The following is a 19,294-nucleotide window of genomic DNA, read 5'->3' as shown; positions in this document are numbered from 1 at the left end:
TCATGGCCGACGTCAAGGCGGCCGCGAAGGCCAAGGGGCCGAAGCTGCCGGTGATCCTCATCGCCAACGATCTTCTGGACGGCGATGTCGTCTTCTTCGGCGCGCAGGGCTGGACGCGTGATCCGCGCGCCGCAAAGGTCGCCTTCGACGCCGAGACGGCCGCTTTCATGGAGGCGGAGGGCCGCGCCGGCTTCGTCGCCAACATCGTCGTCGATCCGTATCTGGTGCCGGTGGAGATCGACGCCGCGGGCTTTCCGGTCGCCAGCCACTACCGCGAGGCGATGCGCCAGAAGGGCCCGTCCATCCATCCCGACATGGGCAAGCAGGCCGACTATCCCCTCGGCGCCTGAGCCCGCCCCACCATTCTCCGGCGACAGGCGGCTCCCCCGCCCGGCGCCCCGCCAAGGAAGCTTCGTCATGTACCGTTACGACGAATTCGATGAGCGCTTCGTGCGCGAGAGGGTCGCCCAGTTCCGCCATCAGGTGGAGCGGCGTCTCGACGGCTCGCTGTCCGACGACGAATTCAAGCCGCTGCGGCTGAAGAACGGCCTCTATCTGCAGCTGCATGCCTATATGCTGCGGGTGGCGATCCCCTATGGCACGCTGAATGCGCGGCAGCTGCGCCAGCTCGCCCATATCGCGACCCGCTTCGACAAGGGCTACGCGCATTTCACGACGCGCCAGAACCTCCAGTACAACTGGCCGAAGCTGAAGGACGTGCCGGAGATCCTCGACCTCCTCGCCGATGTCGAGATGCACTGCATCCAGACGTCAGGCAACTGCATCCGCAACGTCACCTCGGACCAGTTCGCCGGAGTCGCCAAGGACGAGGTCGAGGATCCGCGCCCGACCGGCGAGCTGATCCGGCAGTGGTCGAGCCTGCATCCGGAATTCGCCTGGCTGCCGCGCAAGTTCAAGATCGCCGTCACCGGCGCCGAGCACGATCGCGCCGCGATCAAGGTGCACGACATCGGCCTGCGCGTGCTGCGCCACGCCGAAACCGGCGAGGTCGGCTATGAGGTCATCGTCGGTGGCGGTCTCGGCCGCACCCCGATGATCGGCAAGGTGATCCGCGACTTCCTGCCGAAGGGCGAGCTGCTCGCCTATCTGGAAGCCGTCATGCGCGTCTATAACGCCGAAGGCCGGCGCGACAACAAGTACAAGGCGCGCGTCAAGATCCTCGTCCACGAGACCGGACCGGAGGAGTTCATCCGTCGCGTCGAGGCCGAGTATGCGCAGCTGAACGGCCCGACGATCAACGCGCCGGAGGACGAGGTCGAACGTATCGCCGCCTATTTCGCTCCGCCGCCCTATGAGGCGCTGCCGGAGGACTCGGCGATCCTCGACGCCGCGCGCCGCGCCGATCCGGCGCTCGACCGCTTCGTCGAGCAGAACGGTTTTGCCCACAAGCAGCCGGGCTATGTCGCCCTCACCGTCTCGCTGAAGCCGATCGGCGGCGTGCCCGGCGACATGTCGGATGCGCAGATGCTCGCCTTCGCCGACATCGCCGAGCGTTGGTCCTTCGACGAGCTGCGCGTCACCCATTCGCAGAACCTCGTCCTGCCGCATGTAAGACAGGACGATGTGCCGGCGGTTTTCGCGGCGCTGCAGGCGGCAGGTCTTGCCACCGCCAATGCCGGCCTCGTCACCGACATCATCGCCTGCCCCGGCCTCGACTATTGCGCGCTGGCGACCGCCCGCTCGATCCCGATCGCGCAGGGCATCGCCAGGACCTTCGCCGACGAGGCGCGCCAGCGTGAGATCGGCCCGCTGCCGATCAAGATCTCCGGCTGCATCAATGCCTGCGGCCATCACCATGTCGGCGCGATCGGCATTCTCGGCCTGGAGAAGGCCGGGGTGGAGAACTACCAGATCACCGTCGGCGGCGACGCCACGGAGAACGCCGCGCTCGGCGAGCGCCTCGGCCCCGGCATCGATGCCGAGGACGTGCCGGGCGCCATCGAGGCGATCGTCGACGTCTATCTGAAGGAGCGCCAGTCCGGCGAGGTCTTCATCGAAACGGTGCGCCGCGCCGGGCTGGAGCCGTTCAAGGCCGGTTTCCAGGCCTTCATCGCCAGCGATGAAGGCGCCCGGACGCTGGCGGCGGAGCCGGCGCAATGACGCTGATCACCCGGACCGGCGAGAAGCCGGAGGATTACCGCCGCGTCGACGCTGTCGAGGATCTCAGGCTGGACGAGCGCGCCGTGCTGGTGCCGCTCGCCTTCGCGAGCGCTGCCCTGGCGGCGCGCCCCGCGGCGAGCGTTGCCCTGTCGGTGCCGAACGACACGCCGGTGGAGGCGCTGCAGCCCTACCTCGCCGCGGCACCGCTGATCGCGGTCGAGTTCCCGTCCTTTTCCGACGGGCGTGGCCTGTCGCTCGCCAAGCGGCTGCGGCGCGCCGGCTTTGCCGGCACGCTGCGCGCCTCTGGCCCGCTGATCGCCGACCAGTTCGCCGAGGCGCTCGCCTGCGGCTTCGACGAGGTCGAGCTGCCGGAGACCATGGCCAACCGCCAACCGGTCCAGCAGTGGATGGAGGCCAAGGACATCGTCACCAGCCATTACCAGAGTGGCTATGGCGAGGACCGCAGCATCCTGCAGAAGCGGCTCGCCGCCCGCAAAGGCTGACCCTATGGCAAATCATCTCGAGACCCTGGCGGCGGAGCTGAACGAGAGCTTCGCCGCGATGACGCCGGCCGAGCGTCTGACGGCGCTCGCCGAGCGCGTCCCCGGCCGGATCGTCTTCACCACCAGCCTTGGCATCGAGGATCAGATGCTGACCCATCTGATCTTCAAGGCCGGCCTGCCGATCGAGGTGAAGACCCTCGACACCGGCCGCCTGTTTCCGGAGACCTATGCGCTCTGGCGCACGACGGAGGAGACCTACGGCCGGCGCATCAAGGCGCTTTATCCGCAGGCCGAAGCGCTGGAGGCCCTGGTCGAGGACCAGGGCATCGACGGCTTCTATTACGGCTCCGACATGCGCAAGGCCTGCTGCGGTGTGCGCAAGGTGGAGCCGCTCGGCCGGGCGCTCGCCGGCGCCTCGGCCTGGATCGCCGGCCTGAGGCGCGATCAGTCCGCCAACCGCTCCGACATGGCCTTCGTCTCCTATGACCGCGTGCGCGGCCTCCTCAAGGCCAATCCGCTCTTCGACTGGACTCGGGATGCCATCGTCGCCTTCACCGACGCGGCCGGTGTCCCCGTGAACACGCTGCACGGGCAAGGCTTCCTGTCGATCGGCTGCGCGCCCTGCACCAGGGCCATCCGCCCCGGCGAGCCGGAGCGCGCCGGCCGTTGGTGGTGGGAAGAAGAAACCAGACGCGAATGCGGCCTGCATGTCGACGATGCCGGCCAGCTCGTGCGCAGCGCCGGCACCGCGCGCGCCGCCACGAATGTCGAGTTGGAAGGCCTGCCGCAATGAAGATGATGACGCATCTGCAGCGCCTCGAGGCGGAATCGATCTTCATCATCCGCGAGGTGGCGGCAACCGCCGAGAATCCGGTGATGCTCTATTCCATCGGCAAGGATTCGGCGGTCATGCTGCACCTTGCGATGAAGGCCTTTGCGCCGGGCAAGCCGCCTTTCCCGCTGCTCCATGTCGATACGACCTGGAAGTTCAAGGAGATGATCGAGTTCCGCGACCGCCAGGCCCGCGAGCTTGGCGTCGATCTCATCGTCCACATCAACGAGGCCGGGGTGAAGGCGGGCGTCAACCCGTTCGCGTCCGGCTCGCGCGTCCACACCGACGTCATGAAGACGGAAGGGTTGAAGCAGGCGCTGGCAAAGTACGAGTTCGACGCGGCCTTCGGCGGAGCGCGCCGCGACGAGGAGAAATCGCGCGCCAAGGAGCGCGTCTTCTCGCTGCGCTCGGCCGAACATCGCTGGGACGCCAAGAACCAGCGTCCCGAGCCCTGGCGGCTGTTCAACACGCGCAAGCGCAAGGGCGAGAGCTTCCGCGTCTTCCCGCTGTCCAATTGGACCGAGCAGGATGTCTGGGACTACATCGCGCTCGAGAAGATCCCGGTCGTGCCGCTCTATTATGCGGCGATGCGCCCGATCGTGCGGCGCGACGGCGCCCTCATCATGCGCGACGACGAGCGTATGGAGCTGCGGCCGGGCGAGAGCGTCGAGCCCATGATGGTGCGGTTCCGCACCCTTGGCTGCTACCCGCTGACCGGTGCGGTCGAATCCGAGGCGGCTAGCCTAGACGCGATCATCGCCGAGATGCGGGCCTCGCGCACCTCCGAGCGCCAGGGGCGGGTCATCGACCGCGATTCCGGCGCCTCCATGGAGGAGAAGAAGCAGGAAGGTTATTTCTGATGGCAGCCCTGCAGAACTCGCGGATCGGCGGCGTCGACGGCTCGGTCGGTGACGAGGTGCTCGCCCGCAGCACCGACGCCGCGGCGCTCCGCGCCGACATCGCCTTTGCCGGTCCGGCGCCCGATGCGGCTCCGACAGATCTCGTCGGGGGCGGCGCGGCGGTCGATCCGCAGATCGCAGTGCAGCCCGCCACTCCGCCGGCGGCGACGCTGCTGCGCTTCATCACCTGCGGCTCGGTCGACGATGGCAAGTCGACGCTGATCGGCCGGCTGCTGTACGACAGCAACGCGGTCTTCGACGATCAGCTGGAGGCGCTGCAGCGCGACTCCAAGAAGTTCGGCACGACCGGCGGCGAGCTCGACTTCGCCCTCCTCGTCGACGGTCTTTCGGCCGAACGCGAGCAGGGCATCACCATCGACGTCGCCTATCGCTACTTCTCCACCCCGAAGCGCGCTTTCATCATCGCCGATACGCCGGGCCACGAGCAGTACACCCGCAACATGGCGACGGGCGCATCCCAGGCCGAGCTCGCGGTGATCCTCGTCGATGCGCGCAAGGGCATCCTTCAGCAGACGCGCCGGCACTCCTTCATCACCTCCATGGTGGGGATCAAGAGCGTCATCGTCGCGATCAACAAGATGGACCTCGTCGGCTTCGACGAGGGCGTGTTCGACCGCATCCGCCGCGAATACGAGAAGATCCTGCCCTCGCTCGGCTTCACCGACGTCGCCTATATCCCCTTGTCGGCCAAGAACGGCGACAACATCACCACCCGCTCGCCCAATACGCCGTGGTACAAGGGCGAGACGCTGCTGGAGCGGCTGGAGACAGCAACGCCGGCGACCCTGACGGCCGCCGAGGATGCGCCCTTCCGCCTGCCGGTGCAGTGGGTGAACCGCCCGAACCTCGACTTCCGCGGCTTCTGCGGCACGATCGCCAGCGGCAGCATCACGGCTGGCGAAAGCGTCGTGGTCCTGCCGGGCCGTCGCAGCACCACTGTGAAGGCCGTCTATGGTGCGGATGGCGAGACGCCTTCGGCCGGGGCCGGTGAGGCGGTGACACTGACGCTCGCCGACGAGGTCGACGTCTCGCGCGGCGACGTCATCGTGCGCGCCGGCGATCCGGTTGGCGCCGAGAAAAGCGTCAAGGCCGAGATCCTCTGGATGGTCGACCGACCGCTTGTCTCCGGCGGGCGCTTCGTCGCCCGGCTCGGCACGGCACAGACGCCGGCGAGCGTGCGCAGTCTCGACGAGGCCGTCGACATCCACACCTACAGGCCGCGTCCCGCCAACGCGCTGTTGATGAACGAGATCGGCCGGATCACCCTTGCCTTCGACCGGCCGACGGTTGCCGTTCCCTATGCCGAGAACCGCGAGCTCGGCGCCTTCATCCTGATCGACCAGCTCAGCAACGAGACAGTCGCCCTCGGCATGGTCACGGGTGTGGCGGAGCGGGCCGAATCCGGCGCGGCCGGTGAGGACGAAGCCGTCGCCGCCGTACCCCTCGCCCCGGCGGAGCGGGTAAAGCGGGCCTGGCTCGGCACCGCGGCCTGGCGCGACCCCGCCCGCCGCAGCGCGGTCGTCACCGTCCGGGCCGTGGCAGCGGTGCTGCTGGCGATTGTCGCCATGCTGTTCGGCTTGGCGCCGCTGATGGCGATCCTGCTTGGGCTGATCGACTTCGCACTCCGCCCGCTGCTCTATTGGGCCATGCGGCGGCGCGGCTCGGCCGCCGAGCGGCAGGACCGCAGCGACACCTCCACCGTCGGCGACGGGGCCGGGATCTGAGGCCGGCGGTCCGGCGGCCGGTGCCACCCTCCGCCGGGCAGGACGGGCTCACGCCAGTTGTCGAAACGCCAACCATCCTCGGGAACAAGCCCGAGGATGACGCCCGGTGGACGAACGCCCGCGTGGAATGAATGATGCCAGGGTGGGTGACGCCGCACCAGCGACGGACCGACCGCCGGCGTCGCTCAGTCCAGCGGCCGCGCCTCGGACGGCAGCATGATCGGGATCCCGTCACGGATGGGATAGGCGAGCTTGGCCGCGCGGGAGATCAGCTCGTTCTTCTCGCGGTCATAGGTCAGCGCCGTCTTGGTCAGCGGGCAGACCAAGAGTTCCAGGAGCCGCCGGTCCGGCCGCCCCGCGGCCGCGCTGCCCCCGCCCGGCTGAAGCCCGCCGGCGTCCGGCCCGGCAGCTGCGTCATCCGCCGTCATTGCAGCGTCCTTCCGCTGTCTTCGCCGGCATCGCGCGCCAGCGCGATCTCGGTGATCGCGACCAGCGTCTCCGCCCGCGTCTTCAGGTCCGGCGCCTCCAGCAGCGCCTGCTTCTCCGCCGCACCGTAGGGCGACATCATGCACAGGGCGTTGACGAGCGTCTCGTTGGATGCGCGCGTGACGCTCTCCCAGTCGGCCTCCAGCTGGTTTGCCTCCAGATAGGCGCGGAAGGTCGCGAGAAGCTGCTCGCGGTCCACCTCGCCCGCCCCGTTGCCGAGGTCGAGATCGCCGAGGAAGGGCGTGATCGCACAGGAGCGGTACGGCGTCGTCACCGCCAGCTCCTCGGCGATGCGGAAGCGCGTGACGCCCTGGAGATTGATGATGTAGCGGCCGTCTCCGGTTTCGCTGAAGGAGGTGATGCGCCCGAGGCAGCCGACGGCGCAGAGCTCCGGCTCACCATCGGCCATCTTGGCGCCGTCGAGCCGCGGCTGGATCATGCCGATCAGCCGATCGCCCGCGATCGCGTCGTCGATCATAGCGAGATAGCGCGGCTCGAAAATATTGAGCGGCATCTGGCCGCCCGGCAAGAGGAGGGCACCGGCGAGGGGGAACACCGGAACCGTCTCGGGAAGATCCGATGCTCTCGTATAATTCGCGTTGCCTGCATGAACCAAGGGTCGCCTCCGTCGTCGCCCAACGGATGTGGCGCCAGCGCCGGCGAACTCAAGGGGATGCGACGCCGCGGCCGTGCTCCAGGCAGGGCCGCGGCGTCAATTCTGGTCAGGAAAACAGGAGGGACGACAGCCGGCGGCGTGCGTCCTTGGTGGCGGGATCGGCCCCGCCCCAGACCTCGAAGAACTCGAGCAGCTTCTTGCGCGCGCCGTCCTCGGCAAAGCTCCTGTCGCGGCGGATGATCTCCAGGAGATGGCCGGCGGCCGTGGCGCGGTCGCCCATCGCATTGGCGATCAGCGCGAGGTCGAAGCGCGCCTGATGGTCGTTCGCATCGCCCTCGATACGCGCCTGCAGCGCGACGGGATCGCCAAGTCCGGCGATCTCCTCCGAGAGCTTCAGCCGGGTGCGGATCGCCGCCAGCGCCGGGTCGTTTGCCTTGTCCGCCGGCGCCTGGTCGAGCATCGCCTGCGCATGCGCCGCATCGCCCATGACGAGGTAGCACTCGGCAAGACCGGCGATCGCGCCGACCGTGGTCGGATCGTGCTGCAGCACGGCGCCGAAGAGCTGTGCCGCCGAGGCGGTGTCACCCTCGGCGAGGAGGCGCTTGGCCTCGTCCAGTGCCTCGGCGAGCGGGTCGCCCGCAGCACCGCCCTTGCCGCCCGTCAGCCGCGCGATGAAGGCCTTGACCTCCGATTCCGGCAGCGCGCCCATGAAGCCGTCCACCGGCTGGCCGTTGACGAAGGCGAACACGGCCGGAATCGACTGGACGCCGAGCTGGCCGGCGATCGAGGGATGCTCGTCGATATTCATCTTGACGAGCTTGACCGCGCCATTCGCCGCCTTGACCGCCTTCTCCAGGATGGGCGTCAGCTGCTTGCAGGGGCCGCACCACGGCGCCCAGAAGTCGACGAGCACCGGCTGGCGCCGCGATTCCTGCAGGACGTCAGCGGAGAATTTCGCCGTCGTCGTGTCCTTCACGAGATCGCCGGCGGCCGCCCCTGCGGGCGCCGCCTGTCCGGCGCCAGCGGCCGCACCGCCCGATGCCGGACGCGCGGTCTGGCCGCCATAGGAAAGGCCGAAGGAGGAAGCGTAAGGGTTGTTGTCGCTCATGCGTCTCGCTCTTCGTCTGTGGCAGCGTCGGCCTCCAGCGTGATGACGAGCGGGCTGTGCCCGGTCGCACCGAGGAAGCGGAGAAGGTCGTCGCGGGCGATCGTCGTGGTGGCCGTGTTCGTCAAAGGATGGCAGTTCACCATATCGTGCGCCAGCAGCCCCTCATCAAGCACGACGCGCACCGCGCCGTTCGTATCGTTGAGGACGCCGAAGGCGGTGACCGAGCCAGGCTCGACGCCGAGATAGGCGCGCATCTGGTCGGCGCTGGCAAAGGAGAGCCGCCCCTGCGCGCCGATGCGCTTGTGCAGCGTCTTCAGGTCGACGGTCCGATCCTCCTCGGCAACGACCAGGAACAGTGTCCCCTTCTTGTCCTTGACGAAGAGGTTCTTGGTGTGGCCGCCGGAGATCGTGCCGCGCAGCGCCTGGCTTTCCTCCACGGTGAAGAGCGGCGGGTGCTCCACCGTGGATGTCGTGATGCCGAGATCGGCCAGGGTCTGGAAGAGGTCGTCGCGCGTCTTGGTCATGCGCTTCGGCTAGCCGGACGCGTGCCCGCGTGCAAGCCCGACCCGCCGGCGCGATGTCCATGCGCCCCGGGACACCGCGACCGAGCCCCTGTTACGGCAGTCATCAGGCGAACGGGCGGCCTGGACGAGGCCGGTATGGCAATCGATCGGCTGATCGAGCTGGTCTGGGCGTCCGCCCAGGACCTATGGTCGGGCGATCCTTCCCCTCGCAGCCGCCACCTTCCCACCGGGCGGCGTCTGGTCGAGAAGCCAACCCGTCCGGCCAGCCTGTCACGAGGCTGACATCAGCCGCGAAAACGCTGTTGCATTCGCCGGCGCTTTCGGCCATATAGCGCCGGTCCGCAGCGCCAAGGCGCCTCGCGGGGAGCGGGCGGGTGTAGCTCAGGGGTAGAGCACAACCTTGCCAAGGTTGGGGTCGAGGGTTCGAATCCCTTCGCCCGCTCCATTTTTCCCTTCCTTCAGCAGTCTAGCGCGGTCGGCGGCCTTGCCGACAGGAACGCCCGTCTGGCCGGATGCACCGCAGGCGCATCGGCGGTACCGGCACTGGCACCGGCACGACCTCGTCCCCGTCCTACCGCCGCGTTTCCATCGGCGACCTAACCAGCGCTTCCAGAAGGTCGTGGACCGCGGCACGCAGCGGTTCGTTGCGCCGGTAGAACACCATCAGCCCCAGTGTCGGACAGTCCCCGATCGGCCGTGTGACCAGCGCCGGCGAGCGCAGCCGCGACGCCGTCAACTCGTCGATGATGCCGACGCCGCCGCAGCTTTCCACGAGGCTGCAGACGGTGGACGAGAAGGGCACGATGCAGGAGGGGTCGTAGAGGAGACCCTGTCCCTCGAACGCGTCACGGATGACCGCTCCCATCGGCGAGGAGCCGGGATTGTAGCCGACCATCGGCAGTCCCGCGACATCGGCAAGGCAGAGGCTCTGCCGCCCCTCCAATTTCGGGTGGCGCCGGAAGACGGCATGCATGGGAATGCGGGCCAGTTCTTCCGTATGAAACTCCGCCTTGGGCGGGATGGCCATCTGCAACCCGATATCGGCCCAGCCCGTCCGCACGTCGATCTCCGGCTCGGTGACCCGCAGATGCAACCGCTTCTCCCAGTCGCGATAGCCGGCGCCCTGCAGGAGCGGGCCGAGATACCCCTCCACCACGGCCGGCGTCGCCGAAACCGCGACCGGCCGCACCGCCTGGACCGACAGCTCCCCCAGGCGCCCTCGGATCTGCGTGTGGGTCGCAAAGATAGGTCCAGCTTCGGCGAAGAGCTGATGAGCCTCGGCCGTGGGCTCGAGACGGTTGCCCGAACGGTGGAACAGCGAGAAGCCGATTCGTGCCTCCAGCCGCTTCAGATGCCCGCTGACGCTCGGCTGCGACATGTGAAGGACGCGGGCCGTCTCGATCGTTGTACCGACCCGCATCAGGGTGCCGAAAAGTTCGAGTTCGCGGAGGTTCACGATCAGCCTGTGAATAGAAGACCTGCTCCTTATTATTATTCCGCCTGAAATCGTCATGCTAGCGTCACGACGCCAAACTTTTGCGCTGCCCAATAAAGCGTCACACGCACGATTTCAGGAGACTGCGATGAGAGTGAGAATGAAGGCTTTCCTGCTCGCCGGCTGCCTCGCCGTCTCGAGCCTCGCCCTGTCCGCAGCCTCCGAGGCACGGACTTTGCGCGTCGCCATGGGCACGGACGCGGTGTCCTTCGATCCGATCGCCACCAGCGACAACGGGTCGATCTGGACGCAGCTTCTGATCTACGACACGCTGATCCGCCCGGATAAGACCGGCACCGGCCTGGAGCCGGGGCTCGCCGAGTCCTGGACCGTGTCGGACGACGGCCTGACGCTCACCTTCCAGCTGCGCGACGCCAAGTTCTCCGACGGCACACCGGTGACGCCGCAGGACGTGGAATATTCGCTGCGCCGCGCCGCCTCGGAGAAGTCCGACTGGGGCCGCTTCTTCCGGCCGATCACCGGCTACGAGATCCGCGGCGACCACGAGATCGTCATGACACTGGAGAAGCCGTTTACCCCGGCCTTCAACAACCTCGCTCTGTTCTCCGCGGCGATCCTGCCAAAGGCCAAGCTCGAGGCGGAAGGCGACGCCTTCTTCGAACATCCGGTCGGCTCAGGTCCCTTCGTGCTGAAGGAGTGGTCGCGCGGCTCCAAGATCGTCCTTGCCGCCAATCCGAACTATTGGCAGCCGGGCAAGCCGGGCGTCGAAGGCGCCGAGCTCGACATCGTCGCCGAGGGCTCGGCGCGTGTCATCAAGCTCGAAGCCGGCGAATCCGACCTCATCCTCGACCCGCCGCTGAACCAGATGAAGACGCTCGACGACAAGGACGGCATCAGCGTCGGGCAGGTCGTGCCCTATCGCAGCGACTTCGTCATGCTGAACACGACCAAACCGCCCTTCGACCAGGAGAAGGTGCGCCAGGCGCTGAACTACGCCGTGGACAAGGACGCGCTGATCAAGGGCGTTCTCTACGGCGCCGGCAAGGTCGCCGCGACCGCCATGCCCGTGATGGCCTATGCCGATCCGGCGCTGGAGCCCTACCCTTATGATCCGGCCAAGGCCAAGGCGATGCTGGCCGAAGCCGGGCTCGCCGACGGCTTCAGCACCACCATGCTCGTCAATTCCAGCAACGCCGCGCATCGCAACGCCGCCGTCGCCTTGCAGGCCATGCTCGGCGCCGTCGGCGTGAAGATCGAGATCCAGATGATCGAAGGCGGCACGATGTGGGAAACCACGAAGGCCGGCAATTACGAGATGGCACTGAGCTACGCCACCTCGGACACGATCGACCCCGATCAGTTGATCGGCTTCCTGGCGGTCAATCCGGAGCGTGCCAACGCCTACCACACGCAGTGGAAGAACGAGCGGCTGAACGCGCTTTATCTGGAGGAGCGCTCCACCATCAACGGCGAGAAGCGCGGCCAGCAGTTCCAGGAGATGGTGCGCCTCTTCCGCGAAGGCGCGCCGGACATCTTCCTGTTCCATCCCGCCTCCGCCTGGGCGGTGCATGACGACGTGAAGGGCTTCGAGATCCTGCCGACCTCGAACTTCCGTCTGGAAGACGTCACCTTCGCCGACTGATACGGCATCGCCGCCGCCGGCTCAGGGTGTCCAGCCCTTGGGTCCGGCGGCGGTCTGATCGCCCCTTCGACATCCGGCCCGGTCCCGCTCATGCTTCGACCCATCCTTCAGCGCGCCCTCATGCTGGTGCCGGTGCTGTTCGGGATCACCATCCTCAGCTTCCTGCTGCTGCAGGTCATGCCGGGCGATCCCGTGGAGCATGCCATGGGCACGCGCGCGAGCGCCGAGGAGCTTGCCGCCATGCGCCGGCTCTGGGGCCTCGATCTGCCGCTCTGGCAGCAATATCTGATCTTCCTGCGCGATTGCCTGACCGGCAGCTTCGGCGTCTCGCTGTTCTACAAGCTGCCGGTGTCGCGGCTGGTGATGGAACGCCTGCCGATCACCCTTGCGCTGGCCCTTTATTCCACCCTCATCGGACTTGCCATCGCGCTGCCTTTCGCGGTCGTCGCCGCGCTCCGGCGCGGCCGGCTGGCCGATGTCCTGATCCGCCAGCTCTTCGTGCTTCTCATCGCCATGCCGCCCTTCTGGCTGTGTTTCGTGCTGATCCTGGAAGGCTCGCTGCGGCTCGGCCTGTTCCCGACGGGCGGCGTCGGCACGGGCTTTCTCCAGAACCTGCACCGGCTGTTTCTGCCCGCGCTCGTCGTCGGCCTGTCCACCGCATCCCTGATCCAGCAGAGCCTGCGGGCAACGCTGATCGAGACGATGAAGGCCGACTATGTCGACACGGCCCGCGCCAAGGGGCTGAGCCCGGCGCAGGTGTTCGGCCGCCACATCCTGCGCAACAGCCTGATCTCCACTATCTCGGTGATCGGCGTGCGCGTGAGCTGGATCATCGGCGGCACGGTGGTGGTCGAGAAGATCTTCGCGGTGCCGGGCCTCGGGAGCCTGCTGATCGACGCGATCCAGTCCCGCGACTTTCCGGTGATCCGCGGGCTGACCGTGTGCTTCGCCGTGCTGGTGGTGCTCGTCAACCTCCTCACCGATATCGCCTATTCCCTGGCCGATCCGCGCGCGAGGATGAAGTGACGCCCCTGATCCGCCGCTTCGTCCGCAGTCCCGCCGGGATCGGCGGCCTCGCCATGCTGCTCGCGCTCGCCGCCGCCGTGGTCGTCACGCCCCTCATCTCGCCTTACGATCCTTATGCGCTCGACTTCGGCAATGCGCTGATGCCACCCGATGCCGCCCACTGGTTCGGCACCGACAATTTCGGACGCGACATCTTCACCCGCATCGTGGCGGGCGCGGTCTACGACCTGCGTCTGGCGACGACCTGCGTGTTCGGGCCGATGATCCTCGGCATTCTGATCGGCCTGTGCGCCGGCTACTACGGTGGCTGGGTCGACGACGCGCTGATGCGGATCACCGACATAGTCTGGGCGTTTCCCTTCTATGTCCTGGTGCTGACGATCGTCGGCGTCCTCGGGCCGGGCGAGGGCAATCTCTACATCGCCTTCTTCATGGTGAACTGGATCGGCTATGCCCGCATCGTGCGCGGCGAGACGCAGATCATCCGGCGCCTCGAATACGTCCAGGCGCTGACCATCCTGCGCTTCGGTCCGGCGCGCACCATGCTCCGCCACATCCTGCCCAATGCGGTGACCCCGGCCGTCGTCTACTCGATGTCGGATCTGGTCCTGACCGTGCAGGCCGTCGCAGCCCTGTCCTTCTTCGGGCTCGGGGTGCAGCCGCCGGCGCCGGAATGGGGGCTCCTGATCGTCGAGAGCGTCGACTACATGCGCGACGCGCCGTGGATGACGATCTTCCCGGGCCTTGCCATCGCCTGGGTCGGCGTCGCCTTCGCCCTGCTCGGCGAGGGTCTCGCCACGGCCATGAAGCCGAAGGGCTGATCGATGACCCTTCTTTCGGTCCAGGACCTCGTCACCGAATTCGCCGGGCCGTCGGGAACGGCGCGGGCCGTCGACGGCGTCAGCTTCGACATCCAGCCAGGCGAGATCTTCGGCATCGTCGGCGAAAGCGGCTGCGGCAAGTCCGCCACCTGCCGCTCGATCCTCAGGCTCTTCGGCGGGGCCGATGCGCGGATCGCCGGAGGCTCGATCCGCCTCGACGGCGCCGGTGATCTCGCCGCCATGCCTGAGCGCGCGCTCGGGCACATCCGCGGCCGCGACGTCGCCTTCATCTTTCAGGACCCGCTGACCGCCCTCAACCCCACGATGCGTGTCGGGCGCCAGATCGCCGAGGTGATCAAGCGGCACCGCAGGGTGTCGTGGCGCGAGGCGCGCGCCATGGCGCTGCAGCTTCTGCGCGATGTTCACGTCACCTCCCCGGAGCGCCGGCTCGACGCCTGGCCGCACGAACTCTCCGGCGGCCTGCGCCAGCGCATCGTCATCGCCATGGCCCTCGCCCTGCAGCCACGCCTGATCATTGCCGACGAGCCGACGACGGCGCTCGACGTCACGGTTCAGGATCAGATCCTGCGCCTTCTCATGGAGCGCCGCGCCGCCTCCGGCACCGCGATCATCCTGGTGACGCATGATCTCGGCGTCGTCTCGGAAGTCTGTGATCGCGTGGCCGTGATGTATGGCGGGCGCTTTGTCGAGACCGGGACCACGGCCGAGGTTCTCGACCGGCCGCGCCACCCTTACACGCGGGCGCTGCTGGCGGCGCTCCCGTCGCGGGCCATGCGGGGGCAGCCGCTCACCCCGATCGAGGGCACGCCGCCGAGCCTGACGGCCCCGCCTCCCGGCTGCCGTTTCGCGCCCCGGTGCCCACGGGCAGAGGATGTCTGCAGCGCCGGACCGCCGCCGCCGCTGATGGCGCACGAGGCGGCTGCGCCGCGGCACCTCGATGCCTGCCTTCTGGAGGGCATGCGATGAGCCTCCTCGAACTCAAGGACGTATCGCGAAGCTTCTGGACGCCGCGCAGCCTGGTCGACATTGCGCTCGGACGCTCGCCCGCGGTGCTGCGGGCGGTGCATCGCGTGGACCTTGCGGTGGCAGAAGGCGAAACGCTCGGCATCGTGGGAGAATCGGGCTGCGGCAAGAGCACGCTGGCGCGGCTCGCCGTCGGCCTGCAGGCGCCCGATGGCGGCACGGTCCTCTTCGAAGGCCGCCCGATGAGCGGACCGGACCCGGCCGGCCGCATCCAGATGGTGTTCCAGGATCCCTACTCCTCGCTCAATCCGCGCATGACGATCGGAGCGCTGCTCGAGGAGGTGGTCGGGCGCTACCATCGCGAGCTCTCCCGCCGCGAGCGGCAGGCCGAGGTTCGGGAGGCGCTGGCGCGTGTCGGCCTGCCGGCCGAGACGGCCGCGAAATATCCGCACGCGCTGTCCGGCGGGCAGCGTCAGCGCGTCTCCATCGCCCGCGCCCTGTGCCCGCGTCCGCGCATCCTCGTTGCGGACGAGCCGGTCTCGGCCCTCGATGCGTCGGTGCAGGCGCAGATCATCAACCTACTGCAGCGCCTGTCGCGCGAGACTGGCATCACGATCCTCTTCATCTCGCATGACATGCAGGTCGTGCGTCATCTCTGCGACCGCGTTGCGGTGATGTATCTCGGCAAGGTCATGGAAGTGGCGCCGGTGGAAGCGCTCTTCGATCATCCCCGCCATCCCTACACGGCCGGCCTCATGGATGCCGTTCCCGACGTCACGCGCCGGCGCGGCACCGCGCGGCAGCCGGTGAGCGGCGAGATGCCCGATCCCTATGCCGAGATCCGCGGCTGCCGCTTCGCCAGCCGCTGCCGCTTCGCCGAGGCGCGCTGCGCCGAGCCGCAGCGGCTGACCGAGACGGCGCCGGGCGGGCTGGTGCGCTGCTGGAAGGCTGCCGACGCGACCCTCCCGTTTTCTGGTGGAAAGACCCTGACATGACCGACACGGTGACGGCGAACGGCGCCGCCTTCTTCGAAACGACGCCAGCCATGGAAGGCGCCGGACAGGCCGTCGTCGGGCACCTGCTGGAGCGATTTGGCGCCGTTGGCCTTGCCGCGGACAATTTCGGGCTTGTGGTGCTGCGCGGCGATGGGGAGACCGGGCTGACCGGCTTCAGCTACCGCGGCGACTGGCGCTGCTATCCCTGCAGCGTCGTCAAGGCGTTTCATCTCGTGCATGCACTGGCGCTGATTGATCAGGGCACGGTCGCGCCGCATGGCGAACTCGATCGTGCCATGCGCGACATGATCCTCTGGTCGTCCAACATGGCGACGAACTACGTCATCGACATCATCACCGGGACCACCGGCGACACGCTGCTGGAAGGATCGGCCTGGGACGACTGGCGCCATCGCCGCGACGGGCTCAACCGCTTCTTCCAGGCGCTGGGCTGGCCGGAATTCTCGACCTCCAACATCACGCAGAAGCTGATGGACGACATGCGCTACGGCCGCGAGGCGCGCTATGCCGGCGAGCGCGGCGAGAACATGAACGCGCTGACGCCGCTCGCCTCGGCGCGCCTCTTCGCCGAGCTCTTCGGCAGCGGGCTGCCGCTCTCCCCCGCCGCCCGCCGGCGGGCACAGGACATCCTCGTGCGCGACCGGGCCGGACCCGACGCCGCCAATCCCCTCTTCCAGGTCGACAACTATCTCGGCGGCGGCGTGCCCGCCGGCCTGCCCCTCTGGAGCAAGGCCGGACGGCTCGCCTGGACGGGCGATGCGCGGGTTGCCTACCACAAGCATGACCTGATCCGGACGATCCCGGCCGACGGCGTGCCTCTGGTGATCTCGCTGATGACCAGCGGCAAGGCGCTCTGCGAGGATCATCCGCAGGCCTTCCCGCAGATGGGGCGGGTGCTGTTCGAGGCGTTCACCCGGTGAATTCGCCCTCGGTGACGATGTCTCGGGCTTGCGCTGCCGCACAGACTGCCGCAGCTTCCCCGCGGCGCGAGCCTGTGAGTCCCACCCTGCCTGCCCTGCCGTGCACCTCCGGTTCTCCGGAACTCCCGAGCATGCCTTTGTCGCCGTCCCGCCCGACCGTCATGGAGAGAGAACTATGAAGCCCGTCTTGATCGCTGCTGCCGTCGCCCTCCTCGGGCTCACTCAGATGGCGTCCGCCCAGGAGGCCATCCGCATCGCCACCGAGGGCGCCTATCCCCCGTTCAACTTCGTGCAGCCGGACGGCTCGCTCGCCGGTCTCGACGTCGATATGGCGAACGCTCTCTGCGCCGAGATGAAGGCCGAGTGCACCATCGTGGCGCAGGACTGGGACGGCATGATCCCGGGGCTGATGGGCAAGAAGTTCGACGCCGTCATCGCCTCCATGAGCATCACCGAGGAGCGCAAGAAGCAGGTCGACTTCACCGACAAATACTACACCACGCCGCTCGCCGTCGCCGTTCCCAAGGACAGCGACCTCAAGGGCGTCACCGCCGCCGACATGGAAGGCAAGACCGTCGGGGCGCAGGCAGCGACCACCCAGGCCAACTATGCCGACGACGTCTACGCCAAGGGCGGCGCCGACGTGAAGCTTTATCCGACGCAGGACGAGGCGGCAGCGGACATGCAGAACGGCCGCGTCGATGCGCTGATCTCCGACAAATTTGTCGTCGTCGACTGGCTGAACAAGGACGGCAAGGATTGCTGCCGCCTGCTCGGCGACGTTCCGGGCACCGAGACGGAGGCAGGCATTGCCATCCGCAAGGGCGACGATGCGCTGCGCGAGCGCTTCAACAAGGCCATCAAGGCGATCGTGGCTAATGGCACCTACGGCAAGATCGTCGCCAAGTACTTCCCCTTCGACATCTACTGATAGGCACCGGCAACCGGGGCGGCGCATGGCCGCCCCGCTTCCGCTGGGGGACTGCGCATGAAGACTGACGTGATCGTACTCGGCGCCGGTATTGTCGGGGTGTCGACGGCGCTGCACCTGCAGGCGCGTGGCCGCGAGGTCGCATTGGTCGATCGCGGTCCGCCTGGCGGCGGAACGAGCTATGGCAATGCAGGGCTGATCGAGCGCTCCAGCGTCGTTCCCTATGCTTTCCCGCGCGCGCTCACCCTTCTGCTGCGCTATGCGCTGAACCGCTCGTCCGCGGTGCGTTACGATCTGCGCGACCTTCTGCATGTCGCGCCCTTTCTCATGCGCTACTGGTTCCACTCCTCGCCGCGCAACCTTCAGACCGCCGCCCGCGCGATGCTGCCGCTGATCGAGGCCAGCGTCACCGAGCACGACCAGCTGATCGAGGCGGCAGGGGCGAGTGACCTGGTGCGATCGAAAGGCTGGATCGCAGCCTTCAAGACGCCGAGGCGCTTTGCGGCCGCCGTGGCAGAGGCCGAGACGACGGCGCCGCTCGGGCTGCGCATGACGGTCATCGACGCCGCCGGCTTTGGGGCTCTCGAACCATCCATGCGGACCGGGACGGGCGGCGTCAGTGGCGCGATCCACTGGCTCGACCCCAAGACCGTGACCGATCCCGGCGAGCTGACGAAGCGCTATGCCTTGCTGTTCGAGAAGCGCGGCGGCCGCATCCTGACAGGCGATGCCGCGAGCCTCGCCCAGTCCGACACGGGCTGGTCGGTCGATACGAACGAGGGGGCGCTTGCGGCCCGCGACGTCGTCGTGGCGCTCGGGCCGCAGTCGGGGCTGGTCTTCCAGCGATTGGGCTACCGGATCCCCCTCGCCATCAAGCGTGGCTATCATAGGCACTACCGGCTGCCGGACGGCGTCGATCTGCATCACTCGGTGGTGGACGAGGAAGCCGGCTATGTCCTCGCCCCCATGCGCCAGGGCGTCAGGCTGACCACCGGGGTGGAGTTCGCCCATGCCGACCGGCCCGTGGCCACCGGCCAGATCGACCAGGCGGAGCGGCTGGCGCGCCGGCTCTTGTCCCTCGGCGAACCGGTCGAAGCGACGCCCTGGCTCGGTCGCCGGCCCTGCCTGCCGGACATGCGTCCGGTGATCGGCGCCGCGCCACGTCACAAGGGCCTGTGGTTCAACTTCGGACATGCCCATCACGGGCTGACCGTCGGCCCCGCCAGCGGCAGGCTCCTTGCCGAGCTTCTCACCGGCGAAACGCCCTTCGTCGACCCAGCGCCTTACGAGGCGCAGCGCTTCCACTAGCCCAGATAATCGCCCGATACGCCTCGCCGGCACCGGCGCGACCCCACCCGGCGGCGAAGGGCGACGCTGCCGCGGCTTGCAACCGGGCGGCGCGGAGTGATTGCGCCGTCGCTCTATGATCCCGCCGGTGTCGCTATGCGCGCCTGATGCCGGTCGGCTAGGAGATAGGCTGATCGAGGATGCGGGTGCTCAAGCGCTGCCGCATCGCAGGCTTGGCAGCGATAGGGTTTCAAGAATGTCGATGATGAACAGAATCTGCCTGACGGTCGCCTGTCCGTCGACCCGCGGCATCATCGCCGCGATCTCCACCTATCTTGCGGCCAAGGGCTGCAACATCACCGACAGCGCCCAGTTCG

The 19,294-nt window shown here is 68.0% G+C and carries 19 protein-coding genes, 1 tRNA gene and 1 pseudogene; 16 read left to right on the top strand and 5 right to left on the bottom strand.

Annotated elements, in window-relative coordinates; all coding sequences use genetic code 11:
• Positions 1-2 precede the first annotated feature (2 nt).
• The 6 genes from C0R46_RS20180 (at position 3) to cysN (ending at position 6,100) form a co-directional block, all read left to right on the top strand.
• A complete protein-coding gene (locus C0R46_RS20180; RefSeq protein ID WP_102961478.1) occupies positions 3-350 on the top strand; it encodes a DUF2849 domain-containing protein in 348 nt (115 codons plus the stop codon).
• 67 nt (positions 351-417) lie between these two features.
• Entirely contained in the window at positions 418-2,121 is a 1,704-nt protein-coding gene (locus C0R46_RS20175) for a nitrite/sulfite reductase (RefSeq protein WP_102961477.1), read from the top strand.
• Positions 2,118-2,624: a DUF934 domain-containing protein gene (locus C0R46_RS20170; protein WP_102961476.1), complete on the top strand. Its 507-nt coding sequence runs from the start codon at positions 2,118-2,120 to the stop codon at positions 2,622-2,624. The genes C0R46_RS20175 and C0R46_RS20170 overlap by 4 nt, the downstream gene beginning before the upstream one ends.
• 4 nt (positions 2,625-2,628) lie before the next feature.
• Positions 2,629-3,417 (top strand): phosphoadenylyl-sulfate reductase, encoded by a 789-nt coding sequence (locus C0R46_RS20165; RefSeq protein ID WP_102961475.1) that lies wholly within the window; start codon positions 2,629-2,631, stop codon positions 3,415-3,417.
• The gene (cysD, locus tag C0R46_RS20160) at positions 3,414-4,316 is read left to right on the top strand and encodes a sulfate adenylyltransferase subunit CysD (RefSeq protein WP_102961474.1); all 903 of its coding nucleotides are present in this window, start codon (positions 3,414-3,416) and stop codon (positions 4,314-4,316) included. Before C0R46_RS20165 ends, cysD begins: the two co-directional genes overlap by 4 nt.
• Positions 4,316-6,100 (top strand): sulfate adenylyltransferase subunit CysN, encoded by a 1,785-nt coding sequence (gene cysN, locus C0R46_RS20155; protein ID WP_102961473.1) that lies wholly within the window; start codon positions 4,316-4,318, stop codon positions 6,098-6,100. Before cysD ends, cysN begins: the two co-directional genes overlap by 1 nt.
• A 185-nt stretch (positions 6,101-6,285) precedes the next feature.
• On the opposite strand, the gene C0R46_RS21325 is transcribed toward cysN, so the two are convergent.
• The 4 genes from C0R46_RS21325 to C0R46_RS20135 form a co-directional block, all read right to left on the bottom strand.
• Positions 6,286-6,528, bottom strand: coding sequence for a Trm112 family protein (locus tag C0R46_RS21325; RefSeq protein ID WP_102961472.1), 243 nt, complete (start codon positions 6,526-6,528; stop codon positions 6,286-6,288).
• Entirely contained in the window at positions 6,525-7,202 is a 678-nt protein-coding gene (locus tag C0R46_RS20145) for an LON peptidase substrate-binding domain-containing protein (RefSeq protein ID WP_102961471.1), read from the bottom strand. The genes C0R46_RS21325 and C0R46_RS20145 overlap by 4 nt, the downstream gene beginning before the upstream one ends.
• A 106-nt stretch (positions 7,203-7,308) precedes the next feature.
• On the bottom strand, positions 7,309-8,310 hold the full coding sequence (gene trxA / locus C0R46_RS20140; RefSeq protein ID WP_102961470.1) for a thioredoxin: 1,002 nt from the start codon (positions 8,308-8,310) through the stop codon (positions 7,309-7,311).
• On the bottom strand, positions 8,307-8,834 hold the full coding sequence (locus tag C0R46_RS20135) for a prolyl-tRNA synthetase associated domain-containing protein (protein ID WP_102961469.1): 528 nt from the start codon (positions 8,832-8,834) through the stop codon (positions 8,307-8,309). The genes trxA and C0R46_RS20135 overlap by 4 nt, the downstream gene beginning before the upstream one ends.
• Positions 8,835-9,204: 370 nt before the next feature.
• Between C0R46_RS20135 and C0R46_RS20130 the strand changes: the two genes are divergently transcribed.
• A tRNA-Gly gene (locus tag C0R46_RS20130) sits at positions 9,205-9,279 on the top strand.
• Positions 9,280-9,405: 126 nt separating this feature from the next.
• On the opposite strand, the gene C0R46_RS20125 is transcribed toward C0R46_RS20130, so the two are convergent.
• On the bottom strand, positions 9,406-10,290 hold the full coding sequence (locus C0R46_RS20125; RefSeq protein ID WP_102961468.1) for a LysR family transcriptional regulator: 885 nt from the start codon (positions 10,288-10,290) through the stop codon (positions 9,406-9,408).
• Between the two features lie 139 nt (positions 10,291-10,429).
• Between C0R46_RS20125 and C0R46_RS20120 the strand changes: the two genes are divergently transcribed.
• The 9 genes and pseudogenes from C0R46_RS20120 to purU form a co-directional block, all read left to right on the top strand.
• A complete protein-coding gene (locus tag C0R46_RS20120) occupies positions 10,430-11,932 on the top strand; it encodes an ABC transporter substrate-binding protein (protein WP_245413697.1) in 1,503 nt (500 codons plus the stop codon).
• A 90-nt stretch (positions 11,933-12,022) separates the two neighbouring features.
• The gene (locus C0R46_RS20115; RefSeq protein WP_102961466.1) at positions 12,023-12,958 is read left to right on the top strand and encodes an ABC transporter permease; all 936 of its coding nucleotides are present in this window, start codon (positions 12,023-12,025) and stop codon (positions 12,956-12,958) included.
• Positions 12,955-13,779, top strand: coding sequence for an ABC transporter permease (locus tag C0R46_RS20110; protein WP_245413696.1), 825 nt, complete (start codon positions 12,955-12,957; stop codon positions 13,777-13,779). Before C0R46_RS20115 ends, C0R46_RS20110 begins: the two co-directional genes overlap by 4 nt.
• A gap of 3 nt (positions 13,780-13,782) precedes the next feature.
• Positions 13,783-14,766, top strand: a complete 984-nt coding sequence (locus tag C0R46_RS20105) for an ABC transporter ATP-binding protein (RefSeq protein WP_102961465.1) — start codon at positions 13,783-13,785, stop codon at positions 14,764-14,766.
• Positions 14,763-15,758, top strand: a complete 996-nt coding sequence (locus tag C0R46_RS20100; RefSeq protein WP_102961464.1) for an ABC transporter ATP-binding protein — start codon at positions 14,763-14,765, stop codon at positions 15,756-15,758. Before C0R46_RS20105 ends, C0R46_RS20100 begins: the two co-directional genes overlap by 4 nt.
• Positions 15,755-16,699 carry a serine hydrolase gene (locus tag C0R46_RS20095; protein WP_102961463.1) on the top strand — a complete coding sequence of 315 codons (945 nt, stop codon included), beginning with the start codon at positions 15,755-15,757 and terminating at the stop codon, positions 16,697-16,699. The genes C0R46_RS20100 and C0R46_RS20095 overlap by 4 nt, the downstream gene beginning before the upstream one ends.
• A gap of 226 nt (positions 16,700-16,925) precedes the next feature.
• A complete protein-coding gene (locus C0R46_RS20090; protein WP_245413699.1) occupies positions 16,926-17,630 on the top strand; it encodes an ABC transporter substrate-binding protein in 705 nt (234 codons plus the stop codon).
• Positions 17,631-17,687: 57 nt separating this feature from the next.
• Positions 17,688-18,938, top strand: coding sequence for an NAD(P)/FAD-dependent oxidoreductase (locus C0R46_RS20085; RefSeq protein ID WP_102961461.1), 1,251 nt, complete (start codon positions 17,688-17,690; stop codon positions 18,936-18,938).
• A gap of 244 nt (positions 18,939-19,182) precedes the next feature.
• Positions 19,183-19,294 (top strand): annotated as a pseudogene (purU, locus tag C0R46_RS21230) (formyltetrahydrofolate deformylase); the annotation flags it as partial.

Source organism: Mangrovicella endophytica, assembly GCF_002893625.1.
GTDB classification, from domain to species: Bacteria; Pseudomonadota; Alphaproteobacteria; order Rhizobiales; family Rhizobiaceae; genus Mangrovicella; species Mangrovicella endophytica.
The sequence above is the reverse complement of the archived record's forward strand: the minus strand, read 5'-3'. Positions and strand labels throughout refer to the sequence as shown.

What these genes read in the sequence shown, in the direction of transcription:
- C0R46_RS20180 (WP_102961478.1), top strand. Translation starts at nt 3, where the DNA reads ATGGCCGACGTCAAGGCGGCCGCGAAGGCCAAGGGGCCGAAGCTGCCG.
- C0R46_RS20175 (WP_102961477.1), top strand. Translation starts at nt 418, where the DNA reads ATGTACCGTTACGACGAATTCGATGAGCGCTTCGTGCGCGAGAGGGTC.
- C0R46_RS20170 (WP_102961476.1), top strand. Translation starts at nt 2,118, where the DNA reads ATGACGCTGATCACCCGGACCGGCGAGAAGCCGGAGGATTACCGCCGC.
- C0R46_RS20165 (WP_102961475.1), top strand. Translation starts at nt 2,629, where the DNA reads ATGGCAAATCATCTCGAGACCCTGGCGGCGGAGCTGAACGAGAGCTTC.
- cysD (WP_102961474.1), top strand. Translation starts at nt 3,414, where the DNA reads ATGAAGATGATGACGCATCTGCAGCGCCTCGAGGCGGAATCGATCTTC.
- cysN (WP_102961473.1), top strand. Translation starts at nt 4,316, where the DNA reads ATGGCAGCCCTGCAGAACTCGCGGATCGGCGGCGTCGACGGCTCGGTC.
- C0R46_RS21325 (WP_102961472.1), bottom strand. Translation starts at nt 6,528, where the DNA reads ATGACGGCGGATGACGCAGCTGCCGGGCCGGACGCCGGCGGGCTTCAG.
- trxA (WP_102961470.1), bottom strand. Translation starts at nt 8,310, where the DNA reads ATGAGCGACAACAACCCTTACGCTTCCTCCTTCGGCCTTTCCTATGGC.
- C0R46_RS20135 (WP_102961469.1), bottom strand. Translation starts at nt 8,834, where the DNA reads ATGACCAAGACGCGCGACGACCTCTTCCAGACCCTGGCCGATCTCGGC.
- C0R46_RS20120 (WP_245413697.1), top strand. Translation starts at nt 10,430, where the DNA reads ATGAAGGCTTTCCTGCTCGCCGGCTGCCTCGCCGTCTCGAGCCTCGCC.
- C0R46_RS20115 (WP_102961466.1), top strand. Translation starts at nt 12,023, where the DNA reads ATGCTTCGACCCATCCTTCAGCGCGCCCTCATGCTGGTGCCGGTGCTG.
- C0R46_RS20105 (WP_102961465.1), top strand. Translation starts at nt 13,783, where the DNA reads ATGACCCTTCTTTCGGTCCAGGACCTCGTCACCGAATTCGCCGGGCCG.
- C0R46_RS20100 (WP_102961464.1), top strand. Translation starts at nt 14,763, where the DNA reads ATGAGCCTCCTCGAACTCAAGGACGTATCGCGAAGCTTCTGGACGCCG.
- C0R46_RS20095 (WP_102961463.1), top strand. Translation starts at nt 15,755, where the DNA reads ATGACCGACACGGTGACGGCGAACGGCGCCGCCTTCTTCGAAACGACG.
- C0R46_RS20090 (WP_245413699.1), top strand. Translation starts at nt 16,926, where the DNA reads ATGGCGTCCGCCCAGGAGGCCATCCGCATCGCCACCGAGGGCGCCTAT.
- C0R46_RS20085 (WP_102961461.1), top strand. Translation starts at nt 17,688, where the DNA reads ATGAAGACTGACGTGATCGTACTCGGCGCCGGTATTGTCGGGGTGTCG.